Source organism: Elusimicrobiota bacterium, from assembly GCA_016180815.1.
GTDB lineage: Bacteria > Elusimicrobiota > Elusimicrobia > JACQPE01 > JACQPE01 > JACPAN01.
This window is the reverse complement of record JACPAN010000009.1, coordinates 1-14,417: the sequence shown is the minus strand read 5'-3', so window position 1 is coordinate 14,417 and position 14,417 is coordinate 1. Positions and strand designations below refer to the sequence as shown.

At 54.4% G+C, this 14,417-nt stretch carries 16 protein-coding genes; 9 read left to right on the top strand and 7 right to left on the bottom strand.

The genetic code is table 11. From position 1 onward, the window contains the following. Nucleotides 1-40: 40 nt before the first annotated feature. Complete coding sequence (locus HYT79_04655) at nucleotides 41-1,636, top strand: tetratricopeptide repeat protein (protein ID MBI2069874.1); 1,596 nt, start codon at nucleotides 41-43, stop codon at nucleotides 1,634-1,636. Nucleotides 1,637-1,658: 22 nt separating this feature from the next. Here the strand turns inward: HYT79_04655 and HYT79_04650 are convergent, their stop codons facing one another. From HYT79_04650 to HYT79_04635, 4 genes are all read right to left on the bottom strand, one after another. Next, a complete protein-coding gene (locus HYT79_04650; protein MBI2069873.1) occupies nucleotides 1,659-2,483 on the bottom strand; it encodes a hypothetical protein in 825 nt (274 codons plus the stop codon). Nucleotides 2,484-2,534: 51 nt separating this feature from the next. Next, nucleotides 2,535-3,161: a urate hydroxylase PuuD gene (locus HYT79_04645; GenBank protein MBI2069872.1), complete on the bottom strand. Its 627-nt coding sequence runs from the start codon at nucleotides 3,159-3,161 to the stop codon at nucleotides 2,535-2,537. Nucleotides 3,162-3,273: 112 nt separating this feature from the next. Continuing rightward, nucleotides 3,274-3,987: a c-type cytochrome gene (locus HYT79_04640; protein ID MBI2069871.1), complete on the bottom strand. Its 714-nt coding sequence runs from the start codon at nucleotides 3,985-3,987 to the stop codon at nucleotides 3,274-3,276. Next, nucleotides 3,977-4,537: a hypothetical protein gene (locus HYT79_04635; GenBank protein MBI2069870.1), complete on the bottom strand. Its 561-nt coding sequence runs from the start codon at nucleotides 4,535-4,537 to the stop codon at nucleotides 3,977-3,979. Before HYT79_04635 ends, HYT79_04640 begins: the two co-directional genes overlap by 11 nt. 54 nt (nucleotides 4,538-4,591) lie before the next feature. Between HYT79_04635 and pruA the strand changes: the two genes are divergently transcribed. Further along, nucleotides 4,592-6,223, top strand: a complete 1,632-nt coding sequence (gene pruA / locus HYT79_04630) for an L-glutamate gamma-semialdehyde dehydrogenase (protein ID MBI2069869.1) — start codon at nucleotides 4,592-4,594, stop codon at nucleotides 6,221-6,223. A 23-nt stretch (nucleotides 6,224-6,246) separates the two neighbouring features. Here pruA and HYT79_04625 read toward each other — a convergent pair whose 3' ends face one another. After that, nucleotides 6,247-6,789, bottom strand: a complete 543-nt coding sequence (locus HYT79_04625; GenBank protein ID MBI2069868.1) for a DUF502 domain-containing protein — start codon at nucleotides 6,787-6,789, stop codon at nucleotides 6,247-6,249. Between the two features lie 100 nt (nucleotides 6,790-6,889). On the opposite strand from HYT79_04625, the gene HYT79_04620 reads away from it, so the two are divergent. Genes HYT79_04620 through HYT79_04595 form a run of 6 tightly spaced genes read left to right on the top strand, consistent with a single transcriptional unit; the run spans nucleotide 6,890 to nucleotide 10,707 of the window. Continuing rightward, nucleotides 6,890-8,293, top strand: coding sequence for an MBL fold metallo-hydrolase (locus tag HYT79_04620; GenBank protein ID MBI2069867.1), 1,404 nt, complete (start codon nucleotides 6,890-6,892; stop codon nucleotides 8,291-8,293). Between the two features lie 58 nt (nucleotides 8,294-8,351). Next, nucleotides 8,352-8,585, top strand: a complete 234-nt coding sequence (locus tag HYT79_04615; protein MBI2069866.1) for a type II toxin-antitoxin system HicB family antitoxin — start codon at nucleotides 8,352-8,354, stop codon at nucleotides 8,583-8,585. Beyond that, nucleotides 8,582-8,812, top strand: a complete 231-nt coding sequence (locus tag HYT79_04610) for a type II toxin-antitoxin system HicA family toxin (protein ID MBI2069865.1) — start codon at nucleotides 8,582-8,584, stop codon at nucleotides 8,810-8,812. Before HYT79_04615 ends, HYT79_04610 begins: the two co-directional genes overlap by 4 nt. Nucleotides 8,813-8,838: 26 nt before the next feature. Beyond that, nucleotides 8,839-9,018: a hypothetical protein gene (locus tag HYT79_04605; protein MBI2069864.1), complete on the top strand. Its 180-nt coding sequence runs from the start codon at nucleotides 8,839-8,841 to the stop codon at nucleotides 9,016-9,018. Then, on the top strand, nucleotides 9,005-9,949 hold the full coding sequence (locus tag HYT79_04600; protein ID MBI2069863.1) for an ABC transporter ATP-binding protein: 945 nt from the start codon (nucleotides 9,005-9,007) through the stop codon (nucleotides 9,947-9,949). The genes HYT79_04605 and HYT79_04600 overlap by 14 nt, the downstream gene beginning before the upstream one ends. Then, nucleotides 9,946-10,707 (top strand): ABC transporter permease, encoded by a 762-nt coding sequence (locus HYT79_04595; GenBank protein ID MBI2069862.1) that lies wholly within the window; start codon nucleotides 9,946-9,948, stop codon nucleotides 10,705-10,707. The genes HYT79_04600 and HYT79_04595 overlap by 4 nt, the downstream gene beginning before the upstream one ends. A gap of 5 nt (nucleotides 10,708-10,712) precedes the next feature. On the opposite strand, the gene HYT79_04590 is transcribed toward HYT79_04595, so the two are convergent. Both HYT79_04590 and HYT79_04585 read right to left on the bottom strand, forming a co-directional pair. Then, on the bottom strand, nucleotides 10,713-12,131 hold the full coding sequence (locus HYT79_04590; protein MBI2069861.1) for an AAA family ATPase: 1,419 nt from the start codon (nucleotides 12,129-12,131) through the stop codon (nucleotides 10,713-10,715). Nucleotide 12,132: 1 nt separating this feature from the next. Further along, entirely contained in the window at nucleotides 12,133-14,016 is a 1,884-nt protein-coding gene (locus tag HYT79_04585) for an amino acid permease (GenBank protein MBI2069860.1), read from the bottom strand. On the opposite strand from HYT79_04585, the gene HYT79_04580 reads away from it, so the two are divergent. Then, nucleotides 13,991-14,417: PDZ domain-containing protein (locus HYT79_04580; GenBank protein MBI2069859.1), on the top strand; the 427-nt coding region annotated here is incomplete at its 3' end. The two genes, HYT79_04585 and HYT79_04580, sit on opposite strands and share 26 nt — an antisense overlap.

Sequence of the window (14,417 nt, the reverse complement as noted above, 5' to 3'; positions counted from 1 at the left end):
TGTCATTGCGAGCCCCGGGCGAAGCAATCTCATTAAGAGAATGTCTATCGATGAGATTGCCACGGGCCACGTGGGCCCTCGCAATGACGGAATTTCCGTCCGTCTCTTATTGACGTTAACCCTCCTATTCTGCATGCCTCTATCCGCCAAGGAATTAGGCGGCAGCGCCGGAGATATCTGGACATTCGGCGCGGGCGCGCGCTCCCTGGGATTGGCCAACGCGTCCCTGGAACTCGCCGACGACGCCACGGCCGGCTACTGGAACCCGGCTCGGCTTTCCTATGTCGGACGAATGAATTTCAATTTCCTGCACGCCGGGCTCTTTGAAGGCGGCGCCTACGATTACATGGGTTGGGCTTATCCCACCATCGCGGCCGGGACCATCGGCTTAAACATCGTGCGCCTGGGCATCGGGGGCGTGGAACAAAGGGACGAAAACAACAATTTGGTCGGCAATTACAGCTTCGGCTCCAACGGCTTTGCCCTGTCTTACGGCAATCAATTCGGGTCTTCGTTTTCTTTGGGCGGCAATATGAAATACCTGACCAGGACTTTGCCCGGCGCCTCCTCCTCGCTGATGTCCTTCGACTTGGCCGCGGATTACAGGGCGTTCAAATTCGGCGAAGTGGGCGTGGTGATGCGGGATGTGTTTTTCGCGGCCGCGGGCACGGATGACGAATTGCCGTTGAATGTGGCCTTAGGCGCCAGTTACGGGCTCTTCGAGGGGGCCCTCAAGGTTTCCGGACAATTCGAGCAGCAAACCGGGGCTATCAAAGCGGGCGTGGAATACGGTTTGGGACCCGCTTCCCTGCGCCTGGGCATGGGCGCCACCGGGCAGACAACCGGCGGGCTCGGTTTCCGCTATCAAAACGTTCAATTGGACTACGCGATCCTGATGCATGAATTAGGCAATTCAAACCGCTTCTCCCTGGGTTTCTGGTTCGGCAAAGACCGGGGACGCCAAAGGAAGGACTTGTCCCGGCTTTATATGGAGAAAGCCGTGCAAGCTTACCGCGAAGGCAAATTCCTGCGCGCCTTCAAACTGATGGACAAGGCCCTGGTCTTTAATCCGACCGATGTTCTGTTGATCGCCCGCAAGGAAAGGCTGGCCAATATCATCGCCTACCTGCGGCTGACCCGCGAAGAATTAAAACGCCCGAGCAAGGACTCGCCCGAAGCCGCCAAGCAAAAATACGTTTACACGGTGCGCGGCCTTTCCGATTACGTCGAAGCCAATTCGGAAGGAGCGCTTCTGTTGTTGCGTCAGGCGATTTCCATCGATCCCGCGGACGAAGGTTTGCGCCGCGTGCATGACACGATCGCGGATGAATCCGGCAGGAAAGAAGAGAAGTCCAAACCCTTGCTTTCTCCGGCCGCCAATGTGGGCGCCAAATTAGGGGAAGCGGACCGGTATTTCCGTCAAGGCCGCTTTGATTTGGCGGCCAAAGCCTGCGAGGATACGATCAAGCTCGATCCCAACAATGCCCTGGCTTACGAACGCCTGGGTTCCTCTTATTTCGCCCTGGGTCTCAAAGACAAAGCCGTTGAGATGTGGCAGAGAGCGATTCAAATCAACCCCAACAATCAACCGCTCAGGATGTTTCTGCAGAATTTTCTCGGGGCCCAACAACAATAAAACCCGAACGCGCTGCATCCGCTTAGTGTTTCAAGAACCCCGGCGGCATGGAATCGCTGTAGGACGTGTCAAAATCATCGCAAAGATCATCGGGCTCGTCCGCGGCGATATTGCGGCACTGACTGATGTTCACAAAACGCCTGAGCTCGGGACGAACGCCGAAAAAACATACGGCCTCGGCGCCATAAATCCTATCTTGAACAAACTCTAATTGAGGCCGCGCCCAGGCCCTATTGTGGCTTTCTCTGGGCAGATTATCTTCCCCCAAGGCATGCAACGTTTCGTGAAAGAGAACGCCGGCTAAGCCCGAACTGCCCTTGATCATGCAGCCTTCAACGCTTTCGATCGATATGAGATTATAAAGTTCGGGTATATGCCTCAAGTTGCCTTCGAAATCCGTGATATAACCTTCTTGAGGCCGGCGGCGGGCGCAGGCATCGCCGTCCGCTTCCTGGCAAGTGATAACGATGCGCTTATGCCAAATGCGCCCTAAAAGCTCCTCCCCCCAAGCCGGATTAAAATGGGCCAGGCAACCACCTTGCGACAAGCCGAATTGCGGATGAAATTTTTTCCAGGCGGCGGTCAGCGCCGCTTCGAATTGCCGGCGGCCGAAACGCTCAAAACAGGAAGGCTTAACCAACCAGCCCCCTCGATGAACAAAATATCGCTCCTGCTGTCCGGAAAACATATCCGTTTCAAACACGCAATTGCCGCGTTGGTTTTCCTGCCAATCATCGCTGCAGACGGGATCATCGCGGGTCGGCGCAGCGTCAACCGGAATCAAGCCTGCGGCCAATACGAAAACAAGGCTTGTTAAAAATAAACTGTAACAACGGGATCGGGCCACATTACTAGTGTAGGGGCTCTACCCGCGTACGTCAATAAGGGTAAAGAAGCGTTAAACCGAAGTTCCGACTTTGCTTGAGGAGCTGATCGCGCCCCAGACCGCCAGCAGGGTCACCCCGGAGAACACGATCAGGGTGAGCGTATTAAAAGCGCCGTAATGCTGGGCGGCCAGCATGCCCACAAGCATGGGGCCAGATAGATAGGTATTGACGCGGGAAAAAAGCCCGGCCCGTTTCCTAATGACGGGCAATTCTTCCGGCGAGGCTTTGCCGGAAAGGATTTTTTTCTGGACCGGCCAGATCACAAACCATACGTTGAACCACATGATCGTGCCCAATAACATGCCCAGAAGAATCCAAACGGCGCGCTGAGTGAGCCCGTCCCCGGTGGAGAAAGCGGCGCTGGGACCGAAACCCAAACCCGGGGTGTACATGTAAATCATCGTGAAGAGAAGAAGGCCGACCACGAACGTCACCATGGCTCCCCAGCGGAACCACCACAACGCCCTGGGCATCAACTTAGGGTTGACGGCTTTTTTGGTGGGGTCATCCAAAATACCCTGCAAAACCGCATTGACCAAATTGAAGAAATAAAGATGCCCGATCCAGGTGATGCCCGCAATCACATGCAGCCAACGCAGGATCAGCTCCATATTTTGATAAAGACCTTCTTGCGCCATATTCAATCCCCCCTTCTTGTTCTAAATTCGGAAGAACAAGAATTTTAGATTTTAAAAAATGGTTTGTGCAACAAATTCGCGAGGGTTATGTCAGGAGGTCTGAACTTAAGCCTCACCACTGGTCTTCCTTGCTCATCGGCGGGCGAAGAGAGTACAGGTATCCCGCCAAAGCGCCGATCTCATCGTCGCTTAATATATCGCCCCAGGCCGGCATGGTGATCATGGGTTCGAGGCCATCCGGTTTTTCTTTTTCCGGACGGCGCCCTTTTCGGATTAAATTCGCCAACTCCTCTCTCGAATAGCCGTCCGCCGCATAAATCACAGCCGGAATTTTGCCGCCGGCCACATTATTATTGGGGTAACCCCCCTGCCCATTGCGCCCATGGCAGGCAGCACAGCCTAAACGCTCGTACAGCACAGCCCCGCGCTTGACCGGGTCCTTGAGCAATTTCGCTTCATTCCACGGCCGCTCCCCCTCCAAACCCTGGCCCTTTAAACTAGCCATATAAGCCACCAAATTTTCTCGGGTCACGGGTTCCAAATGAAAATCAGGCATGACCGTATCTTTTTTCCAGGATTTTGAATCGCGCATCCACAAATCCAGCCATTCTTTCGTGTGCCTGAAGCCCACAAAGGTTAAATCCGGGGCATCCGTATTGCCCATATGCCCGATGCGATGGCAACGATTGCAATTGAAGCTAAAGTAAGCGCCCCGGCCCAATTCTTCCGGGGTACGCGGCGCGCTTTGACGGCAGGCTTGAAGAAAAAGGGAACACGCCGCCGCGACGGCTGCGAACAATTTTTTTGCCCGGTTGTTATGGATCATCGCTGTCGCGTTTGATCGCTGCTGCGGATACGCAGGGTTTAGGATTCTTCTTGTTTTCCGGCGGCGCTTTTGACGCCTTGGAGACTTGGACGGGCACAATCACGGAAATTTTATCGGGGAACAGACAAGTTTTTTCATCGCAGGCTTGAAACCGAAAACTCCCTTTGAGTTCGCTTGCCCCCGGCTTGGCCGACGGGTGGGCCGTCAGGATCAAACCAACGCTGAAATCCCCTCCATAAACGGAAAGCGGCTTATTGATGCCTTTTAAACGATACGGCTTGCCGGATGGATAAATGACCTTGACGGCCTGAACTCCCGTCGTTGAGCCGACTTTCAGTTCTGCCGCGATCAAAAATTTTTCGCTGGCAGGATTCGCCTGAATATGGAATCCGGGAGCGATATGAAAACGAATATCCGCCCGGCAGCTTTCGCCCATGGTCAAACCCACGGGCTGCGGGATGTTCACAACGACCGCCGGCTCGATTTCGGCCCGGACGGATGCGCAGCACAACAAAAACAGAACCGTTTTCAAAGCCGGAATTTTTCTCATTTCCTGATAATAACTTTTTACCCTAGGGCCTAGTTTTCTATGATAATTCCTCTCATGAATGCACGCATCAGCGTTCCGCCGCCGGTTAATGAGCCGATATTGGCTTATGCGCCCAAAAGCCCCGAACGCCAAGATTTAAAAAACAAGTTGGCCGAACTTCGTTCGCAAAAAATCGATATCCCCCTTTATATCGGCGACAAAGAAATCCAAACCGGAAAATTGGCCGATTGCCGCGCGCCGCACGATCACCGTCATCTGCTGGGCCGCTTCCACAAAGCCGGGTCCAAGGAAGTGGCTCTGGCCATTAACGCCGCCAAATCCGCCAAATCCGATTGGGCCGCCATGCCTTTCCATGCGCGAGCCGCGATTTTTCTTAAAGCCGCCGACCTGTTGGCCGGACCCTGGCGCTCGACGCTCAACGCAGCGGCTATGCTTTGCCAGTCCAAAAACGTTTTTCAAGCGGAAATCGACGCGGCCTGTGAATTGATCGACTTTTTCCGCTTCAACGCCCATTTTGCGCAAAAAATCTACGAAGAGCAGCCTCTTTCCTCGCGCGGGATGTGGAATTACCTGGAGCAACGGCCGTTGGAAGGCTTTATTTTCGCCGTGACGCCTTTTAACTTCGCCTCCATTGCCGGCAATCTGCCCACGGCGCCGGCCATCATGGGCAATACCGTAATCTGGAAACCGGCTTCATCCACGGTGTACACCGCTCATTTCATCATGCAGCTTCTCAAGGAAGCGGGGCTCCCCGACGGGGTCATCAACATGGTGGCGGGCTCAGGCGGCGAAGTCGGCAACCCGGTTTTAGCCAGTCCGGATTTGGCCGGCATCCACTTCACCGGCTCAACCGGCACCTTCCAGGATATGTGGTCCACTATCGGCGCCAATATCCGCAACTACAGAAGCTACCCGCGCATCGTAGGCGAAACCGGGGGCAAAGATTTTGTCATGGTTCATCCGAGCGCCCAGCCCGAAGCCGTGGCTACGGCCCTGGCCAGGGGCGCCTTCGAATACCAAGGCCAAAAATGTTCGGCGGCCAGCCGCGCCTATATCCCCAAATCCTTGTGGCCTAAAATAAAATCCAATCTTCTGGGACAGCTGGCCGGCATGAAAATGGGTCCGGTTGAAGATTCCACGAATTTCATCAATGCGGTCATCGACAAACCCGCTTACGACAGCATCAAAGCCTATATTGATTTTGTCCGTGCCGCCAAAAAAGACGCCAAAATTATTTACGGCGGCAAAACGGACGAGTCCTCCGGTTATTTCATCCAACCCACGGTCATCGAAGCCCAAGACCCAAAATTTAAAACCATGGTGGAAGAAATTTTCGGCCCGGTGCTAACCATTCATGTGTACCCGGATAACGGATTCGACGCCGCGCTGAAGCTCTGCGACCGGACCTCGCCTTATGCCCTGACCGGCTCCATTTTCGCGGCGGACCGGGCAGCCATTTTGAAAGCCGCCGCAACATTGACCCATGCCGCCGGTAATTTTTACATCAACGACAAACCAACCGGCGCGGTCGTCGGGCAGCAGCCCTTCGGCGGGGCCAGGGCCTCGGGCACCAACGACAAGGCGGGCAGCGCGCTCAATCTCCTGCGCTGGGTGTCCCCGCGCACGATCAAAGAAACCTTCGTCCCCCCCACCGATTACCGATATCCCTTCCTGGCTGAAAAATAACCCCGGCCTAGACCGATCCGGCTCTAGAGCCGGGTGACGCCGCCGGAAACGATAAATTTCATGATTTCAGCGCCTGAAATATCCAAAGGCATCACGTTCTCCTTGGGCACAATGAAGAGATTGCCGGAAAAGTTATAGGAATGGGGCAGGTAAACCGCGACTTTGCCCTTGATGCCCAAATCAGACAAATCCTTTTGCGTGATAAAACCCAGTTTTTGCAAACCGCTGTCTTTGCCGACCGTGACTAAAACAGGTTCGCTGAAACGCTTTTTTTCACCCACAAAAGCGGTCATCAAATCCTTGACCGCGGTGTAAATAATTTTGACCAACGGCGTCTTTTCCACAATTTTTTCAAAAAGGGTGATAAACGGCCTGGCGATAAACAAAGAACCCAAATAACCCAACAGAGTGATCAGGCCGATAATGATCAGCAGTCCCAATCCCGGCAAGCCGACGGGCAATAAACCGTCCAAGAAGGAAACCGTCACATAAAGAATGTAAACGGTCGCCGCAAAAGGACCGACTAGTAACAGCCCCTGAAAAAAATAACCGGCCAATTTTCTCATGCCCTCAATCGTAGCATGAATTAAATATCGAGTTACGCCGGCTGATTCGTCGGACGAATAATCGACGGACCGTTGTTTTTATTTCTATAACAAGGGGGTTGTGCCCAATCCTCCTGCGCTGAAACTGAGTTTTTTCGGCGGTGTTGACGAGGTGACCGGTTCGCGCCACCTCGTTGAAACGCCTCAGGCCGGCATTTTGCTCGACTGCGGGCTTTTCCAAGGCCATCGCAAAGAAGCGCTGCTCAAAAACAGGGAATTGCCCTTTCCCCTTTCATCGGTTCATCGCGTCCTGTTAAGCCACGCGCATATCGATCACAGCGGCGGCCTGCCGGTTTTGGCCAAATTGGGTTACTCGGGCCCCATTTATTCGACGCCGGCCACCCGCGATCTTTGCGAAATCATGCTTGAGGATTCCGCCTATTTACAAACGGAAGATGCGCGCTTCTTCAATAAAATCCATAAAGACGACGGCGAACGCATCGACCCCCTCTATGAAATCGAGGACGCGCAAAAAACATTGCGGCTTTTTAAAACTTACGGATACGGCGAAACATTCGCCGCAGGAAACGGCGTTGAGGCCCAATTATTGGATGCCGGGCATGTGCTGGGCTCGGCCATGATCAAATTAACAGCGGCTTTAGGCGCCCAAAAACGCGTTCTTTTGTTCACGGGCGATTTAGGCCGTCAGGAAAGCCAACTCATGCACCCGCCCAAACCGCCGGCTCGCGTCGATGATCTGTTAATCGAAAGCACTTACGGCGGACGCGGCCATGAGGATTTATCCGAGGGCGAAAACCGGTTCGCGGCCACGATCGAACAAGCCATCCGGGATAAAAGCAAAGTCCTGATCCCCAGCTTCGCTTTGGAACGCACTCAGGAAATTCTCTTTGTTTTGACCAAGCTGCGCATCACGGGCCGCATCGGCTCCATCCCCGTTTACTTGGACAGCCCTATGGCCATCAATATCACCGAACTTTTCAAACGCTACGCCAAGGACATCAAATTTAATTGGGGATCGGCCCGGCCGGCGGAACAAGCCATCCCGGCCGAATTGGTCCGATACGCCCGCTCCGTTGAGGATTCCAAAAAATTGAACGAATTGGAGGGTCCCTATATCATCATCTCGGCTTCCGGCATGTGCGAAGGAGGCCGCATCCTCCACCATCTGCGCAACAATATCAACGATCCCAACACCGTCGTCGTCATGGTCGGCTACCAGGCCGAAGGAACGCTCGGCCGGCGCCTGTCGGAAGGCCAACACAAAGTTCGAATTTTCGGGCTCTGGCACGAGGTGGTGGCCCAAATCAAGTCAATACAAGCCTTTTCCGCTCACGCGGATAAGAATGATCTTCTCCGGTTCATCCGGCAAATCAACCCCAAACCGAAAAACATTTTTTTAGTCCATGGGGATCAAAAAAACCGCCAAGCCCTGGCCGATGATCTCAAAAAGAAGGGGTACGATAACGTTCGTTTACCACGCTACGGTGAAGCGTTTGATCTATAATTTTAATGTCCCGACTCTCGTTGACAAGAGCGGTTTTGAGGGGTAATCTTAAATGAATATGGAACTCAATCGATACCATGTCGTCTTAGAAGCGGACCCTGAAATGGGCGGTTTTTCGGTCTATGTTCCTGCTTTGCCCGGATGCGCCAGCCAGGGAGAATCCGAAACGGAAGCCCTGGAAAACATCAAAGAAGCTATCGTGGTTCACTTGGAGGGTTTGAAAAAAGACGGAATACCCATTCCCCGTGATCGTGAAGTAACCACCAAAGAAGTCGAAGTCGCCCGCGCTTGAGCAAGCTCCCTCAAATATCCGGCGAGCGCGTCATCCGCGCTCTTAAGAAAGCCCATTTTATTGTTCTGGTTCAACGCGGCTCCCATGTCAACATGAGGCACGCCGACGATTTATCACGCCGCTGCACCGTTGTCATCCATGGCTCAAGACCCGTCAAACCGGGAACATTGCACGCAATCCTCAAGGGCGCCAAAATCACCTTGGAGGAATTTATTGAACTCCTATAGACAAAGGGTTAAAGAACGCTCGACCCGTGTTGAGCTTAACTGAGCTCAAAAAGTGCTGGATACCCCACCAAGGTGATTATCTCTCCACTGAAAAAGGAGCGATCGAACGCCTGCGCCGCGATGTCCTGGCTTTAACGAAAGCCGGCAATTCCGGCCTTCGGGGGCCCCCGGCTATTTTCAATAATGAACCCCATGAACGCCATTGAAGCGGAACATATCCAAAAGGTTTACATAGGAGCCGGAAAAGAACCGGTGCGGGCCGCGGACGGCATTTCCTTCGCGGTTCCCCGGGGGAAAATTTACGGGCTGTTGGGGCCCAACGGCGCAGGCAAAAGCACCATGGTCAAAATTTTGACCACCATCACTCAGCCGAGTTCGGGGCGCGCGCTGGTTCACGGCTTCGACGTTGCCCGGCAGCCGCTCGATGTGCGCCGGCATATCGCGGTCGTTTTACAGCAAACTGCAGTGGACGGCATGCTGACGGTTGAAGATAACCTAAAAACTTACGCTTATCTTCACGGACTGCCAAAACAGGAAGCCGGCAAACGCATCGCCGCCATCCTGGAGGAATTCGAGCTCGGCTATAAGACCAGGGAAATGGCTCAGGATTTAAGCCAAGGCACAAAACGGCGCCTGCAAGTGGCCAAAATCTTCCTGACGGATGCGCCGGTCGTCTTCCTCGATGAATGCACGACCGGCATGGACCCCTTCATGCGGCGCCGGGTTCTAGAACGCGTGCGCCGGGAAGCCAAAAACGGCAAAACGGTTCTCCTGACCACTCAGGTTTTAAGCGAAGCCGAGGAGCTTTGCGATCACATCATGATCATCCATCAGGGTAAAACCCTGGCTTCGGGCAATTTGCGGGAATTGCGCCGCTTATCCAAGCAAACCTTTCGCGTGCGCATTACCTTCGCCCAAGCGGACGGAAATCTCAACGGCCTTCTTCAAAACCTTAAACCAGCCGAGCTCAATATTGAAGGCGAAAACGCGGATTTGCTGTTTAAAGGCGAAGAGGAAACCTCTCTGCTCGATCATCTGGCCGCTGTTTCGCGCAAGGCGCCGATCAAAAATTTCGAGGTACGCGGGGCCAGTTTGGAGGATATTTTCGTGGATTTGGTGGGGGAGCAAAAATCATGAGCGCGGTCGCGGCCGTATTCTACCGGGATTACCGGCACCGAAGAACCAATATCGGCTTCGTATTTTGGGACCTGTTCGTTCCCGTGGCTTATTTGACGCTGTTCGGCCTGGGATTCGAACGCATGATGGGCGGCGATTTGGCCATCGGGGGCATCAGCGCCTCCTACACGGATTTCTTTTTGGCGGGCGTTTTAGCCATGAGCTCGTTCGGCATCGCCATGAACACCTCATGGGGCTTTTTCATGGACAAGGATTCCGGCATCTTCTATGAACTGCTGACTTACCCCATCACCCGGCGGCAATTTCTTTTGGGCAAAATCTGCTTCAACGTTCTCTTAAGTTTGATCGGCTCTCTTGCGGCCATCACATTAGGCGCCCTTTTTTTGGGCATTAACGTGCGCTGGGCCTGGCTGCCGGCAACGCTGGGCGTCGTGGCCTTGACCACGGCCGGATGGTTTTTTCTCTTCGCGATTGTGGCCATCCGCATGACGCGCATGGACTCGTTCAACACATTCACCAGCGCCGCTTATATCATCCTCATGTTTTTATCCTCCATGTTTTATCCCATCGAGGATCTTCCGGCTTGGTTTCAGGTCATCGCCCGGATTAATCCCATGACCTGGCAAGTGGATGTGCTGCGTTTTAGCCTGCTTGGGGTCGGAACTCCGGCCGTCGCGCTCATCGAACTCATCTGTTTCGGGGCATTTGCGCTCGTCGGCCTTTCATTCGCGGTCAAAGCCATCGACCGCGCCGGGTAACGAAGTCAATTCCCGATAATCACCAGCTCTTGGGAAGCCCGGGTCACGGCCGTGTAGAGCCAGCGGCGCCATTCATCTTCGCTCATTTGGGAGAAGCGCTCCTCGAAAAGAACGACTTGGGCCGCTTCGCTGCCCTGAGCTTTATGCACGGTGAGCGCATAGCCCCAGTCAAAAAGGCAGCCCTGGTTCTCCGTGTATTCCAAGGTGCGCTCTTGGCCGAATTGAGAGCGGGAAATCCGGCCCTTAAAGACAACGTCGGAATCCATCCGGATTTTGGTCCGGTAAAAATTTTCTCCCGAAGCTTTGATTGATTGAACGATGCCCAGCATGCCGTTGAATACCTTAAAGCGCCGGGCGTTCCTCAAGCAAATCACGCGATCACCGGCCACGGGTTCGAGGGAATGCAGGCCGAGCCTCTCTCTGATTTGAGCGTTTAAAGCCACCCTGGTTTTATTCCTGCCGCATAAAAACATCACTTTATCCAACGACGGATAACGCCAACAAGCGGCATCGTCGTCGGTTTTTACAATCGACGGCCCATATTCGCCGATCGGAATCTTCCCCTCTTCCCGGGCCATAATGGAGAGTTTGATAATCGGGCTTTCCTTGGCTTGGCGATGAATGGTTTCCAGACGAATGTCCGGATTTTCCATCAAATTGCCCTTACCGCCGATCGGCGGCAATTGACCATGATCGCCGACCGCTAAAATCGGCACGCCGAAGAAACACAGGTCCTCCCAAATCTCACGGGATACCATGGACGCCTCGTCCACGACAAGAAGATCGGCCTCAATCGAATCTTTTCTCTCCCAACAAATCTCGATTTTTCCCTTCTCATCCGCGTCCTCGCCCGCCGCTTCATAAATCAAGCCGTGAATGGTCCCGCAATAATCCCCGGTTTTAATCGCGCCGGTTTTAACGAGCTTGTCCCGTAAAATATCCGCGGCTTTTCCCGTGTAGCAGCAGAAAGCGACGCGCGGCCGCTTGGACCAGCGCTTGACGGTTTCGGCGATCACCGTTGTTTTGCCGGTGCCGGCATAGCCGCCCAGGGTCAGCACCTGTTTTGAAGCGGACCGCCTCCAGGCGTCAATCGCCTCACGCGCTTTTTCTTGATCCTGGGTCAGAAGAAAAATGGGAGTCGGACTTAGACGGGTCATCACCGTTGTCTTTTTCGGCCGCTCATCCACCGGCTGATGGCCGGAAGGTTCCTGTTCGAGCGACTCTTCCGGCGTTTCCAATAGCTTCTTTAAGCGACTGGAGATAGCCCCTCGCTTCCTGCCGAAGAGCTCGGCCAGTTCTCTTACGGCCAGCCCATTTTGACGCTGCTTCAGAAGCTCGGCGTCTTCCTCCGGAGTCCAGGACTTATAGGCGTTGGGATGGCGCAGGCGCAACTGCTCCAGGGTATAAATTTTTTGGGCTTCCATGTTAAGAGGGGGCGGCGGCCGGGGCTGCGGGCGCCAAAACACGCACCGGCAGGACCATGGTATTTAAACCGGCAAACTGCAGTTGGCGCTGCAGGCCGTAGGCCGTGTCGTTATGAAGGATTCTGTCGAAAAAAGTCTCCTTCTGGAAAATCAACTTGCCGCTGAAGACAATGGACCTTGGGTATTCTTTGGCGATCTCCAGGCAAACGCGTTCCGCTTCGTCGTAAACATCCGTGCTGACCGCCATCCTGGAATCAGCCGCCAAGCCCAAACGCTTGGCGGTCTCCATGTAGCGATCAAGCAACTCTTTGGTTGTTTCACGGACCTCGTCAACCACCCCGACATCTTGGAAAACGGCGGAATCCACGACCCCGATGGAAACGAAAATAAAATTCTTGAAGTAATTGGGGAACAGCCGCTGGATGGTCAACAGCGAGTGCATGCCCAGCCCGCCGTAGCCGCCGACCATAAGGATGGCCGTCGGCGCCTTAGGGTTTAAGGCCGGCGCGGCTGCCTCGGGAGCGCCGGGCAAATTTGTAAGAATCTCGTCAAGCCGGGAAAGGTTTTTTCGCACCGCATTGTAATGGCGCTTAATCAGCACGCAGACGGCAATCAGGCTGGCCGTAATCGCGATGGTGACCCATCCGCCCTCGAAAAATTTCTCATATAAGTTGATCGCCAAAATGGTCAAGCACATGATAAAACCAATCACGTGAATCGTTATTTTGCGGTGCCAGTCCTTGTAAAGCTTTCGTTTCGCGAGCCAAAACCGGATCATGGACATTTGGCTCAACGTAAACGTGATGAACACATTGATGGAATACATGATCACCAGGGTTACCGTATGCCCGTGGGCATAAAGCATGGTTGCGGCCGAAGCCACAAACATAAAAAGAACGCCGTCTTGAATGGTCAGCCGGTCGGAAAGGCTGGCCAAGCGGCGAGGCAGCCAAGAATCCAGGGCCATATTGGCCATCACGCGAGGACCGTCGATAAACCCGGCCTGAGCCGCCACCACAAGGAGCGCGGCTTCAGCGATTAATGTCGCCATCAAAAACCACGAACCCAGATTGCTGCCCGGCCCCAAAACGGCATCAACAAAACCCTGGGTTAACGCCGCATTCATGGTTTTCCCCTCCAGCGGGCGAATATTCAGCAAAAGATAAGCCAGGATTAACCCTGAAGCTGTGATCGCCAGGGAAGTCGCCATGTAGAACATGGTCTTTTTGCCGGTTTCCACTTTGGGCTCCCGCATGATGGCCAAACCGTTGGAAACCGCCTCGATGCCGGTGTATGTGCCGCAGCCGAAGGCATAGGCGCGCAGGCAAATCGCCAGAATGCCGGCCCAGCCGATGGCCGCTAAATCATTTTTAAAGCCTAATTGAATTTCCCGGCCGACCTGAGGGAATTGCCCGATATTGAGGAGAATGGCCCCGCCGATGACAATCGCATGCGTGACCAAAAACGCCAAAAAAACAGGCACAAGGATTTTAATGGACTCTTTAACGCCCCGCGAATTAAGCAAAGCCAGACCCGCGATGGCAACCAGGCCGACCGGGAATTTAAAAATCTGGTATTCGATGGGCAGGAAGCTGAAAAAAGCGTCGGTGGCCGCGGCAATGGATACGGAAATGGTCAGAATATAGTCCACCACCAAGGCAGAGCCGGAAAGCAACCCCGCGTGCCTGCCTAAAAGAGAGGTGGCGATCACATAGCCGCCCCCGCCCAAGGGAAAGTGTTCGATGATGCGGGAATAAGCATAAGAGATGACGGTAATGGTAATGACCATGGCTAACGCCAGGATAACGGCCAGATGAGGGTGCGACCCCAGCATCCTGAAGGTTTCTTCCGGTCCATAGGTGGAGGAAGACAGCCCGGCGGCCAAGGGCGGCTTGCAGGCGAACGACGTCATCCTGGGGTTTGCCGACGAGCGCGTGCGGAGCGCCGCCCAGTTGCGCCGGCTGGTGGGCGAGACCCCGGTCGGACGCAAGGTGAGCTTGCAAGTGAGCCGGAACGGCCAGACCCGCTCGGTGGAGGTGACGCTGGAGGAGCGGCAGGCCCGCATCCTGGGCCGCACCATCCGCGTGCCCGAGGTGGTGGTCCCGCACATCGAGATTCCGGAGATCCAGATATTCGGCCGGGGCCCCCGGCTGGGGATTTCCGGCGATGAGCTGACCGATCTTAGAGAACGCATAAGAGAAATTAAACCGCACGATGAGCCGGATGTGCTGCGCGGGACGCAGGAAGAAGTATTGGGCCTTCGTGACGAATATGTCCAGCAAATGG

What these genes read in the sequence shown, in the direction of transcription:
- HYT79_04615 (MBI2069866.1), top strand. Translation starts at nt 8,352, where the DNA reads ATGGAACTCAATCGATACCATGTCGTCTTAGAAGCGGACCCTGAAATG.
- HYT79_04590 (MBI2069861.1), bottom strand. Translation starts at nt 12,131, where the DNA reads ATGGAAGCCCAAAAAATTTATACCCTGGAGCAGTTGCGCCTGCGCCAT.
- HYT79_04640 (MBI2069871.1), bottom strand. Translation starts at nt 3,987, where the DNA reads ATGATCCATAACAACCGGGCAAAAAAATTGTTCGCAGCCGTCGCGGCG.
- pruA (MBI2069869.1), top strand. Translation starts at nt 4,592, where the DNA reads ATGAATGCACGCATCAGCGTTCCGCCGCCGGTTAATGAGCCGATATTG.
- HYT79_04600 (MBI2069863.1), top strand. Translation starts at nt 9,005, where the DNA reads ATGAACGCCATTGAAGCGGAACATATCCAAAAGGTTTACATAGGAGCC.
- HYT79_04635 (MBI2069870.1), bottom strand. Translation starts at nt 4,537, where the DNA reads ATGAGAAAAATTCCGGCTTTGAAAACGGTTCTGTTTTTGTTGTGCTGC.
- HYT79_04655 (MBI2069874.1), top strand. Translation starts at nt 41, where the DNA reads ATGTCTATCGATGAGATTGCCACGGGCCACGTGGGCCCTCGCAATGAC.
- HYT79_04595 (MBI2069862.1), top strand. Translation starts at nt 9,946, where the DNA reads ATGAGCGCGGTCGCGGCCGTATTCTACCGGGATTACCGGCACCGAAGA.
- HYT79_04645 (MBI2069872.1), bottom strand. Translation starts at nt 3,161, where the DNA reads ATGGCGCAAGAAGGTCTTTATCAAAATATGGAGCTGATCCTGCGTTGG.
- HYT79_04625 (MBI2069868.1), bottom strand. Translation starts at nt 6,789, where the DNA reads ATGAGAAAATTGGCCGGTTATTTTTTTCAGGGGCTGTTACTAGTCGGT.